This is a genomic window from Mycobacterium sp. FW102-FHT13B02 (assembly GCF_058790275.1).
This window is the reverse complement of the sequence record NZ_JBYTCM010000001.1, coordinates 483,880-499,098: the sequence shown is the minus strand read 5'-3', so window position 1 is coordinate 499,098 and position 15,219 is coordinate 483,880. Positions and strand designations below refer to the sequence as shown.

Annotated in this window: 17 protein-coding genes; 10 read left to right on the top strand and 7 right to left on the bottom strand. The window is 66.8% G+C overall.

Annotation, left to right across the window (positions count from 1 at the left end; all coding sequences use genetic code 11):
* Nucleotides 1-3 precede the first annotated feature (3 nt).
* Complete coding sequence (locus tag AC3WTE_RS02445) at nt 4-306, bottom strand: DUF4193 domain-containing protein (protein WP_029105318.1); 303 nt, start codon at nt 304-306, stop codon at nt 4-6.
* Nucleotides 307-468: 162 nt separating this feature from the next.
* On the opposite strand from AC3WTE_RS02445, the gene cei reads away from it, so the two are divergent.
* Nucleotides 469-1,119, top strand: a complete 651-nt coding sequence (gene cei / locus AC3WTE_RS02440) for an envelope integrity protein Cei (RefSeq protein WP_459369770.1) — start codon at nt 469-471, stop codon at nt 1,117-1,119.
* Here the strand turns inward: cei and AC3WTE_RS02435 are convergent.
* The gene (locus AC3WTE_RS02435; protein WP_492435333.1) at nt 1,116-1,967 is read right to left on the bottom strand and encodes an inositol monophosphatase family protein; all 852 of its coding nucleotides are present in this window, start codon (nt 1,965-1,967) and stop codon (nt 1,116-1,118) included. The two genes, cei and AC3WTE_RS02435, sit on opposite strands and share 4 nt — an antisense overlap.
* 71 nt (nt 1,968-2,038) lie before the next feature.
* On the opposite strand from AC3WTE_RS02435, the gene ppgK reads away from it, so the two are divergent.
* The 3 genes from ppgK to AC3WTE_RS02420 all read left to right on the top strand — a co-directional run bounded on the left by ppgK (nt 2,039) and on the right by AC3WTE_RS02420 (nt 5,383).
* Nucleotides 2,039-2,827, top strand: a complete 789-nt coding sequence (gene ppgK / locus AC3WTE_RS02430; RefSeq protein ID WP_492435332.1) for a polyphosphate--glucose phosphotransferase — start codon at nt 2,039-2,041, stop codon at nt 2,825-2,827.
* Between the two features lie 185 nt (nt 2,828-3,012).
* A complete protein-coding gene (locus AC3WTE_RS02425; RefSeq protein ID WP_492435331.1) occupies nt 3,013-4,452 on the top strand; it encodes an RNA polymerase sigma factor in 1,440 nt (479 codons plus the stop codon).
* Nucleotides 4,453-4,879: 427 nt separating this feature from the next.
* Entirely contained in the window at nt 4,880-5,383 is a 504-nt protein-coding gene (locus AC3WTE_RS02420) for a DinB family protein (RefSeq protein WP_492435329.1), read from the top strand.
* 57 nt (nt 5,384-5,440) lie between these two features.
* On the opposite strand, the gene AC3WTE_RS02415 is transcribed toward AC3WTE_RS02420, so the two are convergent.
* Nucleotides 5,441-6,976: a histidine phosphatase family protein gene (locus AC3WTE_RS02415; protein ID WP_492435327.1), complete on the bottom strand. Its 1,536-nt coding sequence runs from the start codon at nt 6,974-6,976 to the stop codon at nt 5,441-5,443.
* Between the two features lie 115 nt (nt 6,977-7,091).
* Nucleotides 7,092-7,475, bottom strand: coding sequence for a DUF952 domain-containing protein (locus AC3WTE_RS02410; protein ID WP_492435496.1), 384 nt, complete (start codon nt 7,473-7,475; stop codon nt 7,092-7,094).
* A 154-nt stretch (nt 7,476-7,629) separates the two neighbouring features.
* Between AC3WTE_RS02410 and AC3WTE_RS02405 the strand changes: the two genes are divergently transcribed.
* Both AC3WTE_RS02405 and AC3WTE_RS02400 read left to right on the top strand, forming a co-directional pair.
* A complete protein-coding gene (locus tag AC3WTE_RS02405; RefSeq protein ID WP_459369765.1) occupies nt 7,630-7,818 on the top strand; it encodes a DUF7455 domain-containing protein in 189 nt (62 codons plus the stop codon).
* A 63-nt stretch (nt 7,819-7,881) separates the two neighbouring features.
* Nucleotides 7,882-8,844, top strand: a complete 963-nt coding sequence (locus AC3WTE_RS02400; protein WP_492435325.1) for a YihY/virulence factor BrkB family protein — start codon at nt 7,882-7,884, stop codon at nt 8,842-8,844.
* A 10-nt stretch (nt 8,845-8,854) separates the two neighbouring features.
* On the opposite strand, the gene AC3WTE_RS02395 is transcribed toward AC3WTE_RS02400, so the two are convergent.
* Nucleotides 8,855-9,091 (bottom strand): DUF3039 domain-containing protein, encoded by a 237-nt coding sequence (locus tag AC3WTE_RS02395; RefSeq protein ID WP_029105322.1) that lies wholly within the window; start codon nt 9,089-9,091, stop codon nt 8,855-8,857.
* Between the two features lie 68 nt (nt 9,092-9,159).
* Between AC3WTE_RS02395 and AC3WTE_RS02390 the strand changes: the two genes are divergently transcribed.
* From AC3WTE_RS02390 to AC3WTE_RS02380, 3 genes are all read left to right on the top strand, one after another.
* The gene (locus tag AC3WTE_RS02390) at nt 9,160-9,537 is read left to right on the top strand and encodes a DUF3099 domain-containing protein (protein ID WP_492435323.1); all 378 of its coding nucleotides are present in this window, start codon (nt 9,160-9,162) and stop codon (nt 9,535-9,537) included.
* Nucleotides 9,538-9,703: 166 nt separating this feature from the next.
* Nucleotides 9,704-10,663, top strand: coding sequence for a sigma-70 family RNA polymerase sigma factor (locus tag AC3WTE_RS02385; RefSeq protein WP_459369762.1), 960 nt, complete (start codon nt 9,704-9,706; stop codon nt 10,661-10,663).
* 184 nt (nt 10,664-10,847) lie between these two features.
* A complete protein-coding gene (locus AC3WTE_RS02380) occupies nt 10,848-11,537 on the top strand; it encodes an iron-dependent transcriptional repressor DtxR (protein WP_459369761.1) in 690 nt (229 codons plus the stop codon).
* A 31-nt stretch (nt 11,538-11,568) separates the two neighbouring features.
* Here the strand turns inward: AC3WTE_RS02380 and AC3WTE_RS02375 are convergent, their stop codons facing one another.
* Entirely contained in the window at nt 11,569-12,633 is a 1,065-nt protein-coding gene (locus AC3WTE_RS02375; protein ID WP_492435320.1) for a DUF4192 domain-containing protein, read from the bottom strand.
* A 178-nt stretch (nt 12,634-12,811) separates the two neighbouring features.
* Here AC3WTE_RS02375 and sthA point away from each other — a divergent pair, with 178 nt between their 5' ends.
* Nucleotides 12,812-14,218, top strand: coding sequence for a Si-specific NAD(P)(+) transhydrogenase (gene sthA / locus AC3WTE_RS02370; protein ID WP_492435494.1), 1,407 nt, complete (start codon nt 12,812-12,814; stop codon nt 14,216-14,218).
* Here sthA and AC3WTE_RS02365 read toward each other — a convergent pair.
* Complete coding sequence (locus tag AC3WTE_RS02365) at nt 14,215-15,015, bottom strand: trypsin-like serine peptidase (protein ID WP_492435318.1); 801 nt, start codon at nt 15,013-15,015, stop codon at nt 14,215-14,217. The two genes, sthA and AC3WTE_RS02365, sit on opposite strands and share 4 nt — an antisense overlap.
* Nucleotides 15,016-15,219: the final 204 nt, after the last annotated feature.

Below are 15,219 nucleotides of genomic sequence, written 5' to 3'. Positions count from 1 at the left end.
TCCCTAGGCGGCGCAGTCGGTGCAGATCATCACGCCGTTCTTCTCGCTGGCGAGACGGCTGCGGTGCTGCACCAGAAAACAGCTCGAGCAGGTGAACTCATCGGCCTGCTTGGGCACCACTCGGACCGAGAGTTCCTCGCCCGACAGGTCAGCGCCCGGCAACTCGAAGTTTTCGGCCGAGTCGGTCTCATCGACGTCGACGACGGCGGATTGTGCCTCGTTGCGCCGTGCTTTCAGCTCCTCCAGAGAGTCCTCGGAAACCTCGTCAGTCTCAGAACGCCGCGGGGCGTCGTAATCGGTAGCCATGGTCATCCCCTCCGTTACCTTGCAGCAGAGCTTTGTACCAGCGTCGAACGCTTCTACCAAATGATTCGTGCCCAGAAAGCGCGCCGATTGTATGTGATTTGCATCACACGCGCTAGGGGTGCTTGGTAATCACGCAGGAAGCGGGGCATCTACAGTGCACATGTGGTCGCTCAAATCACCGAGGGCACGGCCTTCGACAAGCACGGTCGGCCGTTCCGGCGGCGCAACTACGTGCCCGCCGCGGTTCTGTTCGCAGTACTCGCCGTGGCGACACTGGTCGCGTGGCTCGTCGTCGCCAACCAGCCGGCCGAAATCCACCAGGCGATCACCTGCAATCCCCCGCCGGCGCCCAGCGAGCCGAACCAGCCGAAGCTCGGCGAAGAAGTGTCGCAATCGTCGATGGTCAATGTGGTACCCGCCAAGCTCGCCGACACCAAAATCCGCGTGCTCAACGCCAGCGGACAGGGCGGCCAGGCCTCTGAAGTCGCCGGCGAGCTGCGCGACCTCGGATTCAGTCAGCCCGCGGCAAGCAACGACCCGGTGTATGCGAGCACCAGGATGGAATGCCAGGGCCAGATCCGGTTCGGGCCGGCCGGCAAGTCCGCCGCGGCCGCGCTGTGGCTCGTCGCGCCGTGCACCCAGCTGTTCCAGGACCAGCGGCCCGACGACTCCGTCGACCTGGCCATCGGCACCGAATTCAACGAGCTCGCCCACAGCGACGACATCGAGGCCATGCTGGCCAGCCTGAAGCCGGACGCGACCCAGCCGGCCGACACGTCGCTGTTGCCGAAGATCCACAGCGGGACCTGCTAGCGGTAGCCCACCCGCTCCAACTGCCCGGCCAGCGCCGCGAACACGCCGGGTGCCGCGGCGACGACCAGGTCGTCGTCTTCGGCGCCCGGCGCGGGCAGTCGGACCACTGCGCCCGCTTCCTCGGCGATCAGTGCCGCAGCCGCCCAATCCCACACGTGCACACCGGATTCGAAGTACGCGTCGAGCTGTCCGGCGGCGACCATGCACAAGTCCAGGGCACACGAGCCGACCCGGCGGATGTCCCGCACCTCCGCCAAGAGCTCGGCCACCACGCCGGCCTGGCGGCGCCGACGCGCGCGCTCGTAGGCGAACCCGGTCGCCACCAACGCCATCGGGAGTTCGTCGATGGCGTTGCAGCGCAAGACCGTTGACAGCCCGTCCCGGACGACCACGGCGCCGTGACCGCGCGCGGCCGAGAAGACCGCTCCGGTCGCGACGTTGACCACCGCACCGGCGACGGACACGCCGTCGATCTGCACGCCCACGGACACCGCATAGGCACCCAGGCCGTACATGAAGTTCACCGTGCCGTCGATGGGATCGAGCACCCACACCGGCACCCCCGCCGGAGCCTGCGCCGCGCCGCCTTCCTCCTCACCCAGGATCGCGTCGTTCGGCCGCAGTGCCGCCAGGCGCTCCCGCAGCAGCCGCTCTGTTTCGGTGTCGACCACGGTCACCGGATCGGTCGGACTGCTCTTGGTGCGTACCGCGCCGTCGTCCTGCTGGGCACCGGCGAAAACCTCACTGCGCCGCCGGCGGACGAATACGGCGGCCTCGGTCGCCAACTGCTCGGCGAGCGCGCGCAGCGCAGCAGGTGCGGTGCCGCTTTCGGGTTCGCGTGCTGTCATGACACCTATCGCAGCACACGCGGTTAGGGTGTGGTTCGCGCCCTCTAGCCCACCCCCTCCAAGGAGTGCAGATGACCGAGACGCCCATCGCGACGACAGACGGCTCGCAGCATCGAGCGCTGGGCATCGACGTCGGCGGCAGCGGCGTCAAGGGCGGCATCGTCGACCTGGAGACCGGCCAGTTGATCGGCGAGCGCTTCCGGCTCCCCACCCCGCAGCCGGCCACGCCCGAAGCCGTCTCGGAAACCGTCGCCGCGGTGGTCCGCGAGTTCGGCTGGACCGGACCGCTGGGGGTCACCTACCCGGGCGTGGTGACCGACGGCATCGTGCGCACCGCGGCCAACGTCGACAGCAGCTGGATCGGCACCAATGTCCGGGACATGTTCGCCTCGCGGTTGCACGGCCAGGACGTGACCGTGCTCAACGACGCGGACGCCGCCGGACTGGCCGAGCAGAAGTTCGGCGCGGGCCGGGACGTGCACGGGCTGGTCGTGTTGCTGACGTTCGGCACCGGCATCGGTTCGGCGGTGATCTACGACGGCGTGTTGCTGCCCAACACCGAGTTCGGCCACATCGAGGTCGACGGCAAGGAAGCCGAGCACCGCGCCGCGTCGTCGGTCAAGGAGCGCAAGGACTGGTCGTACGAACGGTGGACCGTGGAGGTCACCAAGGTGCTCGTGGCGGTCGAAAACGCCATCTGGCCGGACCTTTTCATCGTCGGCGGTGGCATCAGCAAGAAGGCCGACAAGTGGGTGCCGCTGCTGAAGAACCGCACGCCGGTGGTCGCCGCGACGCTGCAGAACTCGGCCGGCATCGTAGGCGCGGCGATGGCCGCCGACGGCGCTCTGCGGCACCATTAGCGGCCCGCCAACGCACCGAACCCGCCGCTGATACGGCTTCCGGGCACTATGTCGTTACAATGGTCAACGGCGGCCGCCTGAACGGATAGCGGCGAACATCCGATCGAAGATCGACGCCAATATTCGACAGCCGACGCTTTTCGGTGGCGCACGCCCACGCCATCGATGTACGAAAGACCGAAAGGGTGGCCGTGGTAGCGACCAAAGCCAGCGAGACAGCCGACGAGCCGGTGAAGCGCACCACCAAAGCCCCAGCAAAGAAGGCCGCCGCGCCGGCCAAGCGCGCCGCCAAGGCCCCCGCGAAGAAGGCTGCGGCGAAAGCCCCTGCCAAGCGCGGCCCCCGCAAGGCAACTGACTCGACCAAGCCCGAGGACGGCATCGGCACCGACGACGCCTCCGCCGACGTCGACGATCTCGCCGTCGAGCCCGGCGACGATCTGGACGTCGACGACGCCGACCTGGAACTCGACGACGAACTCGAGGCCGACGACGTCAGCGATGACGACGAAGACGACGCCGAAGACGGTGTAGCCGACGGGGATGCCCCCGCGGAAGGCGCCAAGGCCGCCCCCAAGGCCGCCGAAGGCGACGAGTCCGATGACACCGCCGAGCCGTCCGAGAAGGACAAGGCATCCGGCGACTTCGTCTGGGACGAAGAGGAATCCGAGGCGCTGCGTCAGGCCCGCAAGGACGCCGAACTCACCGCATCCGCCGACTCCGTGCGCGCCTACCTCAAGCAGATCGGCAAGGTCGCGCTGCTCAACGCTGAGGAGGAGGTCGAACTCGCCAAGCGCATCGAAGCCGGCCTGTACGCCACTCAGCTGATGTCAGAGCTGATGGAGAAGGGCGAGAAGCTGCCCGCCGCGCAGCGTCGCGACATGCAGTGGATCTGCCGTGACGGCGACCGCGCCAAGAACCACCTGCTGGAAGCCAACCTGCGTCTGGTGGTGTCGCTGGCCAAGCGCTACACCGGTCGTGGCATGGCCTTCCTGGACCTGATCCAGGAGGGCAACCTCGGTCTGATCCGTGCGGTCGAGAAGTTCGACTACACCAAGGGCTACAAGTTCTCGACCTACGCCACCTGGTGGATTCGTCAGGCGATCACGCGTGCCATGGCCGACCAGGCTCGCACGATCCGCATCCCCGTCCACATGGTCGAGGTCATCAACAAGCTCGGCCGCATCCAGCGTGAGCTGCTGCAGGACCTGGGTCGCGAACCCACGCCCGAAGAGCTGGCCAAGGAAATGGACATCACGCCGGAGAAGGTGCTGGAGATCCAGCAGTACGCGCGTGAGCCCATCTCGCTGGACCAGACCATCGGCGACGAGGGCGACAGCCAGCTCGGCGACTTCATCGAGGACAGCGAAGCCGTGGTGGCGGTGGACGCCGTGTCGTTCACGCTGCTGCAGGACCAGCTGCAGTCGGTGCTCGAGACCCTGTCCGAGCGTGAGGCGGGCGTCGTCCGGCTCCGCTTCGGCCTCACCGACGGCCAGCCGCGCACGCTCGACGAGATCGGCCAGGTCTACGGCGTCACGCGTGAGCGCATCCGCCAGATCGAGTCGAAGACCATGAGCAAGCTGCGGCACCCGTCGCGCTCGCAGGTCCTGCGCGACTACCTGGACTAGCCCCCCGGCTCAACGAACTGCCCCGAGACTGCGGTTTCGGGGCAGTTTTCGTATTCAGCGGGTCAGCAGGGCACACACCTGTTGCCGTTCCAGATCCACCCCGCGCCGCACCCGTGGTCGCCGGTTTCGCCGCGACAGTTCATCGGTTGCGCGGCGACTGTCGGCTGTGGACTGAACGTCGTTGGATCAGTTGAGCTTTGCGCCGCCTGTGCGATGGATGTCGAGCCGACGGGCGCGACCAGCAGCGCCGCGGCGGCAAAAGCCAGGACAGTTTTGGTGTGCATGAAAGCCTCCGGCGTCGGGTCACTGGTTGGATTCGAACCGTCAAATTTTACGCTTACGTCAGATTAATGACCAGACGCTGGGCGCGCCCGCTACCCGAAAAATCTGAGGCGGGAAAAGTCCTGCGTGTGAAAAGCTTTCGCGCATGCCAACCTCGGAACACCCATTGGGCCAAGCACTGCTGGACGTTTCGGCCGAATGCTTCACCTCGATGGCCGACATCCTCACGGCCCTCGGTGACGACCTCGCCAACCGGCGGCCCGACCTCCCCGGCGCGAACAGCTGCTACGCAATCGTCAACCACTGCATCGGCGTGGTCGACTACTGGGCCGGCTCTTTCATAGCCGGACAACGAATCCCACGGGACCGCGACAGCGAGTTCACCGCCACGGGGCCGGTCGACGAGCTGCTGGAACGGCTGACGGCCCTGCAGCAGCGCCTCCCCGCCTGGGTCGAGGTGGCGGTCACCGAAGGAATCCGGGACCGCTCGGTGGCCGACGGGGTGCGTGGCGGTACCACCCGCGCCACGGTGCTGGCCACGGCCACCCCGGAGTGGGCACTGCTGCACATCCTGCACGACATCGCACAGCACGTGGGGCACTTGGAGATCACCAGGGACCTGCTGCTCTCCTCCCACCCGCAGAGCTGACACAAACCGACCCCCTGCTCCGAGGAGAAGGGGGTCGATCCGTCCGACCGGGAGCCGTCAGTCGGCGGTTCCAGCGCCGGCGTTGGCATTGGCATTGGCATTGGCAGGCTCGGCTTTGGCCCTCGCCTCGGCTTTCTTCGCCTCAGCGGCAGCCTTCTTGGCGTCAGCCTGCGCCTTGGCTTCGGCCTTCTTGGCCTCCGCCGCAGCCTTCTTCTCATCGGCCTTGGCCTTGGCCGCGGCCTTCTTCGCCTCCGCCGCAGCCTTCTTGTCGTCAGCTTTCGTCGTGGTTTCGTCAGCCCTGACCTGACCATCAGCCTTGGCAGCGTCGGCACCGGCCGTGACCTGACCCTCGACCTTGTTGTCCGAAGCCGGGGCGTCGGCAACCTTGGCCGGCGAGTCACCCGCCCGAGCCGCCGCCGCAGCCTTGAGCGCGACCGGAGCCGGAGTCGGAGCCGGAGCAGAGAACTTCGCCGGCGAGACCGCCGCACCCGAGGTCGGGGCGGTGGTTTGCGTGCCCGCGGCCGGAGCAGACGGCGCCAGCTTCTTCTGCAGGTTGTCGATGGCCGTGGTGACGCCACCGATGACCTGCGCGTTGATGGCGCGGACGAACTTGGCCGTCGAGAACAGCGCGTCGGCCGCCCCGTGGTTGATCGCGGTCAGGATCGTGCCGACGTTTCCGGTCTGGAACGCCGCGGCGACATCCTGCACCACGGCGTTGAGCTGACGGCTCAGCGTGCGGACCTGGGTCAGCACCTGCTCGATCGGCCCCTTCTGCATGCCGGCGATCTTGACGCCGTTCCATTCGACCAGGTTCCAGCCGTCTTCGGGATTGCCCTCGACGACGACGACGCCCGTGTTGCCGAGCGGATGCTGGGTGAACAGCATGATCTTCTGCTCAGCGCTCAGATTCTTGGCGTTCATCATCGTCCAGATCATGATGGTGCCGCCGTGCGAGAACACCGCCGCGTTGCGATCGCCGTTGTTGTAGACCGTCTGCAACGCGCCGTTGACCCGGTCCTCGAACTGATGGCCGTTGAGACCGGTCGTCGGATCGGCCGCGGACGGGATGAACGCGTCAAGGTTGGGGGCGATCGGGTTGAAGCTGATGTTGGGCGGCGGCGTCACCGACAGACCCGCCCAGGCCAGCGGCGCCGTCAGGTAGCCGAAGATGCCGGCGCGCTCCGGAGTGCCTTCGTACTTGCCGGCTTCGATCTCCTGCAGGCCAGGCAACACCTGGATCGGCAGACCCAGGTACTGCGACAGCGGCGTCGCCGTCTGCTGCGTCCGAACCATCGTGGACGCGTAGATGGCGTCGAAGTTACGGTCGCCGAGCTTGGCCGCGATGTCCTTGGCCTGCTGCTGGCCGTCCGGCGTCAGAACCGGGCCCGGCACCTGGGTGTCGATGTTGCCCGAGGTGTTCCCGTACGACTGACCGTGCCGAATGAACGTGATGGTCATGTTCTCGGCCGCCCATGCCGGCAGCGCCGACATGAGCAGAAGGGCACTCGCCGTCAGGGCGACCCCGAGTCCCTTCAGCCTCCGTGCGCGCCGGCGCTTGCCGGTCGCATCTTCAGGATTGGTGTGGTTGATCATGCCCTCTCACCGGTTCGGGGATGTTTACGCGCGAGATCGTGCCAATCCCCCGATCGTGATTCGGACCACGTTCCCAATGAGTGGACAGATTTCTCAAAGTGTCATCCAGTTTCCGTTAACCAGAACCACGAGTGCCGAAATTTGCCGGCAGAACCACGAAAGCGCCGTCGGCACCGGGCTGGTAGGGCACGGTGCGGGTCACCGCGGCGACGGGCAGAGCCCCATACAGATGGGGAAAGAGCATCGAGGCGGGATCCGTCGGCACCCCGGGCTCCCAGCGAACCGGTGACCCCAGTAACTGCGGGTCACACACGAGGAGGACCAGGTCGGAGTGACCGCGGTAGAGGCGGTTGGCCGGCAGGTGGACCTGTTCCGGCGCCGACAGGTGGACGAACCCGACCTCGGCGAGCGACGGCGGCCGAAGCTCGCCATCGAACTGAGCACGGGCCCAATCCGTTTCACTACACAGATGAACAAGGACTGCGGGCTCGGCGATCATGCGGTCAGCCTGCCGCGCCCGCAACTCCAGCGACAGGTGAGACACGACACACCCGTGAACACCTGGGGAACAACGCTGGAATCCAAATCGTCTGACAGAGTAGAGATGTGTAACCGGCAAAGCGCCCAGGCGGCGACGAGCAGAAGGAGGCGCCATGAACGCAACTCTGACGGGCCCGACACTGACACGGGCCGACCGCTGCGACCGGTGCGGTGCCGCCGCCCGCGTTCGCGCTACCCTGCCGTCCGGCATGGAGCTTCTGTTCTGCCAGCACCACGCCAACGAACACGAATCCAAGTTGGTCGAGTTGGCTGCCGTGCTGGAGATCAGCGCCGAGGACTGAGTGACCCGCCGGTCACCTCAAATACAGTCCTGATGGGATCTCTTCGGTAATGCTGGTCTGGTCATGAACGACCAGACGCAGCCGATCAAGCCCACACGTCATCACGTGCTTCGGGTCATCCGGCGCACGTTGGCGAAAAGCTGGGACGACTCGATCTTCTCGGAGTCCGCGCAGGCGGCGTTCTGGTCGGCGCTGTCCCTACCGCCCCTGCTATTGGGCATGTTGGGCAGCTTGGCGTACGTGGCACCGTTGTTCGGTGCCGAGACGCTGCCGATGATCCAGGAACAGCTGATCGGGACGGCGAAGAACTTCTTCTCGCCGAACGTGATCAACGAGATCATCCAGCCGACCGTCCGCGATATCGCGGTGGGCGCCCGCGGCGAGGTGGTGTCCCTAGGGTTCGTCATCTCGCTGTGGGCGGGCTCGTCGGCGATCTCGGCGTTCGTCGACGCCGTCGTCGAGGCCCATGACCAGACGCCGCTGCGCCATCCGGTGCGGCAGCGGTTCTACGCCCTCGGGCTGTATCTGGTGATGCTGCTGTTCGTGATCGCGACCGCTCCGGTGGCGGCCATCGGACCGATGAAGATCGCCCAGCACATTCCCGAAACCTGGGCCAACGCAATGAAGTACGGGTACTGGCCGGCGCTGCTGCTGGGCATCATGCTGGCCGTGACGGTGCTCTACCGGGTGTCGCTGCCCAAACCGCTGCCGACGCATCGGCTGCTGTTCGGGGCAGTACTGGCGACCGTGGTCTTCGTGGTGGCGACGGTGGGGCTGCGGTTCTACCTGACCTGGATCACCGAGACCGGCTATACCTACGGCGCACTGGCGACGCCCATCGCGTTCCTGCTGTTCGCGTTCGCGCTGGGCTTCGCGATCATGCTCGGCGCCGAACTCAATGCCGCGATCCAGGAGGAATGGCCGGCGCCGGACACGCATGCCCGGCGCCTGCGCGAATGGCTCGAGGAGAAAACCGAGACCCTCACCGGCGATCAGCCCGCGGAGCCGGCAGAGCCGCCGGCCTGACGGGCTGCGGCTACTTCTTCATCTGCTCGTAGATGCGCTTGCAGTCGGGGCACACCGGTGAGCCGGGCTTGGGCGACTTGGTCACCGGGAACACCTCGCCGCACAGCGCGACGACATGGGTGCCCATGACAGCGCTCTCGGCGATCTTGTCCTTCTTGACGTAGTGGAAGTGCTTAGGTCGGTCGTCGTCCGTACCGTCGTCGACCTGTTCATCGGAATCGGTGCGTTCGAGGGTGTCGGTCTGCATGGACTCATTGTGGCACTTCGGGCGAACCGGTCGCGGCGGCACGGAGCCGGATGTGGGACAGTAGAGAGATGAAACACGGCCCTGAGCTGAGTTTCGACGACGACGGTCGGCCGGTCCTCATCACTCGCGCAGCACCCGCCTACGAAGAGCAGCACCGAGCCCGCGTGCGCCGCTACCTGACCATCATGTCGTTCCGCATACCGGCGCTGTTGCTGGCCGCCCTGGCCTACAGCATCTGGCACAACGGCCTGATCTCCCTGGCCATCCTCATCGCATCCATCCCACTGCCCTGGATCGCGGTGCTCATCGCCAACGACCGGCCGCCGCGCACCGCAGAGGAGCCGCGCCGCTACGACGCGGGCCGACAGGCACCCATGGTCCCGGGCGCTGAGCGCCCCGCAATCGAGGACGGGCATCAGGTCATCGACGGCGACGTCGAGCCCTGACCGCCACCTGAGTTTCATTCTTTCTCCTTTCTAAGGACATTCTCAGGTCGACCGCGAAAAACCGCAGGTCAGAGGCCATGCACAGAGAAGACTTCGGGAACTTCTCCTGCTGCTTCCGCGTTGAAGCAAGTGACAGTTCGAGCTGAGCACGAGCAGGAGGCCGCAAATGGCAAAAGCCACCACAAGCCGTATCGATTCCGACCTTGACGCCCAGAGTCCCGCCGCGGACCTGGTGCGCGTCTACCTGAACGGCATCGGTAAGACCGCCCTGCTCAATGCCGAGGACGAGGTGGAACTGGCCAAGCGGATCGAGGCGGGCCTGTACGCGGCGCATCTGCTGGAGACCAAGAAGCGACTCGGCGACAACCGCAAGCGCGACCTGGCGGCCGTCGTCCGCGACGGCGAGGCCGCGCGCCGGCATTTGCTCGAAGCCAACCTGCGCCTCGTGGTCTCGCTGGCCAAGCGCTACACCGGCCGTGGCATGCCGCTGCTCGACCTCATCCAGGAAGGCAACCTCGGCCTCATCCGGGCAATGGAGAAGTTCGACTACGCCAAGGGCTTCAAGTTCTCGACGTACGCCACCTGGTGGATTCGTCAGGCGATCACCCGCGGCATGGCCGACCAGAGCCGCACCATCCGGCTGCCCGTCCACCTCGTGGAGCAGGTCAACAAGCTGGCGCGGATCAAGCGCGAAATGCACCAGAGCCTGGGCCGTGAAGCCACCGACGAAGAGCTCGCCGAAGAGTCGGGCATCCCGGTCGAGAAGATCAACGACCTCCTCGAGCACAGCCGCGACCCGGTGAGCCTGGACATGCCGGTCGGCACCGACGAGGAAGCCCCGCTCGGCGACTTCATCGAGGACTCCGAGGCGCTCTCCGCCGAGAACGCCGTGATCTCGGAGCTGCTGCACACGGACATCCGGCACGTGCTGGCCACCTTGGACGAGCGCGAACAGCAGGTGATCCGGCTGCGGTTCGGCCTCGACGACGGTCAGCCCCGCACGCTGGACCAGATCGGCAAGCTGTTCGGCCTGTCGCGTGAGCGGGTCCGGCAGATCGAGCGCGAGGTCATGTCGAAGCTCCGCAACGGCGAGCGTGCCGAACGGTTGCGGGCCTACGCGAGCTGACCGCACACCCATAACTGCACACCCCTGGTGCCCGCCGGCTGCTCCGGCGGGCACCGTTTTCGGTGCCCCATCCGGTCGTTGCCGATCGCTACCCGCACCACGCCGCCGCTGCGCCGTGGTGGATGCCTGCCTGACCCGGCCAAACCGGTAAGCTGGCACGCGGCGGAGGCCTGGAGGATTTGGCATGAACGATCTGATCGATACGACCGAGATGTACCTGCGGACGATCTACGACCTCGAAGAAGAGGGCGTGGTGCCGCTGCGTGCGCGCATTGCCGAACGACTCGAGCAGAGCGGCCCCACCGTCAGCCAGACGGTATCGCGGATGGAGCGCGACGGCCTGCTGCACGTCGCCGGTGATCGCCACCTGGAACTGACCGACAAGGGCCGCTCGCTGGCGGTATCGGTGATGCGCAAGCACCGGCTTGCCGAGCGGCTGCTGGTCGACGTGATCGGCCTGCCGTGGGAAGAAGTGCATGCCGAGGCGTGCCGTTGGGAACACGTGATGAGCGAGGACGTCGAACGCCGCCTGGTCCAGGTACTCGACAACCCGACCACGTCCCCGTTCGGCAACCCGATCCCGGGCCTCGCCGAACTCGGCGTCATGCCGACCGGCGACTCCGACGTCAGCCTCGTCCGGCTCACCGAGCTGCCCACCGGGTTCCCGGTCGCCGTCCGGGTACGCCAGCTGACCGAACACGTCCAGGGCGACGCCGATTTGATCGCGCGGCTCAAAGACGCCGGGGTTGTCCCGAACGCGCGCGTCACGGTGCAGGCCACCGAGCACGGCAGCGTCCTGATCGTCATCCCCGGACACGAACAGGTCGAACTGCCGCATCACATGGCGCATGCGGTCAGGGTCGAAAAGGTCTGACCACAAAGTTCCGCTCGCCCGCCTCGACCCGTCACGCCGACCTGCCGAAGATCTTGCGCGGAGGCATCTGCACGCCGAGGCGCTCCGCCAGCTTGTACCCGGTGAGCGCCAGTTCCCGGATCCGGTCCGGGCGCATGCCGGACTGCAACGCCATATCGAGCATGCCGGCCATCCGGTGCCCGCTGTCGACGTCCAGCGCCGCCTGCAACGCGACCCCGGCGAGCGGGCCGTCACCGCGGGCGTAGGCACTGAAGGCCAGCAACACCAGCGCCTCGACGCGCCACGGCGCGGGCAACATGCGTGTCAGCGTCGCCCACACCGACTCGGCAGACGCGGCGTTCTCCCCTACCGCCAAGGCATACAGCGTGTCCCGCACCCGCGAGTCCGCCACCGCGCAGGCCAGGCGCACCGCGTCGTCATCGGTCAGCGGTGACCCGTCGGGCGAACCGCTTGCGCAGGCCACGGCATGCTCGACGTCGGCGCGCACCTCGGAATCCGGGCGACCCGGGTTATCCACTGGCGCAGCACGTTTTTCGATGGCCGACCGCAGCGCTTCAGCACGCTCAGGATCGGTGACCGCGACGACGTCGACGAGGTCCGCGCGCCGGGCATAGAGGCGCCTGCCGTCGAGCACCGCGGCCATGGTGACAGGTGACGACTCCGGATCCTCGACCACGCCGGCGTTCCCGCAACCGTCGGCGCAGTACCATCGGCCACCGGCTGCCACCCGGTCGACCACGTGGACGGCGAACAGCTCGATGCCGTGATCGGACAACGCCTCGTCGAGTTCGTGGCTCACTTCGCGGTAGAGGTCGGCGCACATCGGGCAGTCGACGCTCGCCTCGTCCACGATTACCGCGACGGCAGCATCCGCATCCGCCGCGGCGGCCATGTCGGAGAGATGTCCGAGTGCGGCGGGCAAGGCGCTGAAGAATCCTTCGGACAGGTCCACCCTCAACACCGCGCCCATCTCGCCGCCGATGACGGTGACGAGCACCAGTGATTTCTCCGGCGCAAAGCCCAGAACAGCGGGAACCGCAGCAATCAGAGCGCCGGGCCGGTTCAGTTGGAAATCGAATGAGCTGAAAGTTGTCATGCTCAGAACGTGGCAGCGCGGTCCGTCAGGAATCCCCGGGCGATGCGGCCGGCGGAGCGCGCTGTGGATGAACTCGGATCTGTGGACAACCGGCCCGCCCGAGGTGTTTCCGCAAAGTTCGCCGATGATCGGGCTGCGTGATCGCGCGCACCGTGCCAACCTGGCTGTCATGGGTTCCATGCAGGAGTTCGACCTCGTTGTCATCGGGTCCGGGCCAGGTGGGCAGAAGGCCGCCATCGCGGCCGCCAAGCTGGGAAAATCTGTCGCGGTCATCGAACGCGGACGCATGCTCGGCGGCGTCTGCGTCAATACCGGGACCATCCCGTCGAAGACGCTGCGTGAGGCGGTCGTCTACCTCACTGGGATGACCCAGCGCGAGCTGTACGGATCCAGCTACCGCGTCAAGGAACGAATCACGCCGGCCGACCTGCTGCGCCGTACCACCCACGTCATCGGCCGGGAACAAGACGTGGTCCGCAACCAGCTGCTGCGCAACGGGGTCGAGCTGTTCGAAGGCCACGGTCGCTTCGCGGATCCGCGCACCCTGGTCATCGAAGACCCCACCCGCGACGAGAACATCAGCATCACGGCGCGCTACATCGTCATCGCGACCGGTACCACGCCGGCTCACCCGCCCGGCGTGACGTTCGACGAAGAGCGCGTCCTGGACTCCGACGGCATTCTGGACCTCAAGAGCCTGCCGCAGTCGATGGTCGTGGTGGGCGCCGGAGTGATCGGCATCGAGTACGCGTCCATGTTCGCCGCGCTCGGGACCAAGGTGACCGTCATCGAGAAACGTCCGACGATGCTGGACTTCTGCGATTCCGAGATCATCGAGTCCCTGAAGTTCCACCTGCGGGATCTCGCGGTGACCTTCCGCTTCGGCGAGGAGGTGACCGCCGTGGACGTCGGCCCCTCCGGCACCCTCACGACGCTGGCCAGTGGCAAGCAGATCCCTGCCGAGACCGTCATGTACTCGGCAGGCCGGCAGGGGCAGACCCAGGACCTCGATGTGGCCCAGGCCGGCCTCGAAATCGACAGCCGCGGGCGGATTTTCGTCGACGACAACTACCAGACGAAGGTCGACCACATCTATGCCGTGGGTGATGTCATCGGCTTCCCCGCGCTTGCCGCGACCTCGATGGACCAGGGCCGACTGGCGGCCTACCACGCCTTCGGCGAACCGTGTAAGGGCATGACCGACCTGCAACCGATCGGCATCTACTCCATTCCCGAGGTGTCGTACGTCGGCGCCACCGAGGTCGACCTCACCGACAGCTCGATCCCCTACGAGGTCGGCGTATCCCGCTATCGGGAGCTGGCCCGTGGGCAGATCGCCGGCGACTCCTACGGCATGCTGAAACTGCTGGTGTCCACCGAGGACCTCACCCTGCTCGGCGTGCACATCTTCGGTTCCAACGCCACCGAACTGGTCCACATCGGCCAGGCCGTCATGGGCTGCGGCGGGACCGTCGAGTACCTGGTCGACGCGGTCTTCAACTACCCGACCTTCTCCGAGGCCTACAAGGTCGCCGCGCTCGACGTGATGAACAAGCTGCGGGCGCTGAACCAGTTCAAGATCTAGCTGCTGCAGCCGTCGTCTGGGGCGCCGCTGGCCTGATCGGCGGGGCCGCCCTCCTGCGCCCGCTGAAACAGCACCTGGACCTGCACGTCGAACGGCGATGAGTACGACAGCTCGTTGCTGCTGCACCCGCCGCCCTGTAGGCCCCCGACCACTCCCCTCACCTCGGCCGCCGACACCCACGGCGAGCCGCTGGTCCCGTCCACCAATCCGGGACAACGCAACGCCGGGAAACCGCGGTCCGGACGTGATGTCGGACCGCTGCAGCTGATCTGGACCCCGCCGTCACCGAGCGGGTATCCCGTCACCGTGATCGGAACGTCCTGGCCCGGCGCCACGCCGAGGACGAAGCCGCCGCCCGTGCGATGCTCCAACGTGTCGGTGGTGGCGGTGCCGCCGTGGCTGACCCGGGCGATCGCGAAGTCCGCGGCAGGGTCCTGCCGTCGCACCCACCGCGGGTCGAGATACACCGCGTCGATGTGCCAGAAGTCCGCCGGGACGCCGCCGCGGTAGCCGGGTGCGAACGTCGCATCGTACGACGCATCCAGGCAGTGCGCGGCCGTGATGATCAGGTTCCCGGCCAGCGAATCGAGCACCGCGCCACTGCAGGTATGCACGGAATCGCTGCCGAGGAACACCGCTCCGACGCGCGGGTCCGGGCGCGGCCCCGGGACCGCAGCCGGACCCGGCGCGACCATCCCCACGTCGCCGGTACGGGGATCGGCCTTGATCAAGGGTGGGGTGCATGCAGTGGCCAGCAGCGCGACGAACGCGCTCACGACCAGTCGGGTGCCCACCATCTGTCCGATCTTGCCCGATACCCACTGTCAGAGCAGCACCTGGTGCACCATGGCGTACTGCGGGGTGGCACGGGGAACAAGGTAAGAATGCGGGACACTTGTAGGAGATGCATCCCACGGCGAGACGTGGGATGAGGCAGTACGGCAAGGAGTGTGAAGGTGAGCGAGCATCACGGGCAGTCGCCCGACGCGAGCGACCAGCGG

Excerpts from the sequence above, each read along its gene's own strand:
- AC3WTE_RS02415 (WP_492435327.1), bottom strand. The coding sequence starts at position 6,976 with ATGATCAACCACACCAATCCTGAAGATGCGACCGGCAAGCGCCGGCGC.
- AC3WTE_RS02445 (WP_029105318.1), bottom strand. The coding sequence starts at position 306 with ATGGCTACCGATTACGACGCCCCGCGGCGTTCTGAGACTGACGAGGTT.
- AC3WTE_RS02435 (WP_492435333.1), bottom strand. The coding sequence starts at position 1,967 with ATGACAGCACGCGAACCCGAAAGCGGCACCGCACCTGCTGCGCTGCGC.
- AC3WTE_RS02405 (WP_459369765.1), top strand. The coding sequence starts at position 7,630 with ATGAACGCAACTCTGACGGGCCCGACACTGACACGGGCCGACCGCTGC.
- AC3WTE_RS02410 (WP_492435496.1), bottom strand. The coding sequence starts at position 7,475 with ATGATCGCCGAGCCCGCAGTCCTTGTTCATCTGTGTAGTGAAACGGAT.
- ppgK (WP_492435332.1), top strand. The coding sequence starts at position 2,039 with ATGACCGAGACGCCCATCGCGACGACAGACGGCTCGCAGCATCGAGCG.
- AC3WTE_RS02390 (WP_492435323.1), top strand. The coding sequence starts at position 9,160 with ATGAAACACGGCCCTGAGCTGAGTTTCGACGACGACGGTCGGCCGGTC.
- AC3WTE_RS02375 (WP_492435320.1), bottom strand. The coding sequence starts at position 12,633 with ATGACAACTTTCAGCTCATTCGATTTCCAACTGAACCGGCCCGGCGCT.
- AC3WTE_RS02400 (WP_492435325.1), top strand. The coding sequence starts at position 7,882 with ATGAACGACCAGACGCAGCCGATCAAGCCCACACGTCATCACGTGCTT.
- AC3WTE_RS02420 (WP_492435329.1), top strand. The coding sequence starts at position 4,880 with ATGCCAACCTCGGAACACCCATTGGGCCAAGCACTGCTGGACGTTTCG.
- AC3WTE_RS02365 (WP_492435318.1), bottom strand. The coding sequence starts at position 15,015 with ATGGTGGGCACCCGACTGGTCGTGAGCGCGTTCGTCGCGCTGCTGGCC.
- sthA (WP_492435494.1), top strand. The coding sequence starts at position 12,812 with ATGCAGGAGTTCGACCTCGTTGTCATCGGGTCCGGGCCAGGTGGGCAG.
- AC3WTE_RS02395 (WP_029105322.1), bottom strand. The coding sequence starts at position 9,091 with ATGCAGACCGACACCCTCGAACGCACCGATTCCGATGAACAGGTCGAC.
- AC3WTE_RS02385 (WP_459369762.1), top strand. The coding sequence starts at position 9,704 with ATGGCAAAAGCCACCACAAGCCGTATCGATTCCGACCTTGACGCCCAG.
- AC3WTE_RS02380 (WP_459369761.1), top strand. The coding sequence starts at position 10,848 with ATGAACGATCTGATCGATACGACCGAGATGTACCTGCGGACGATCTAC.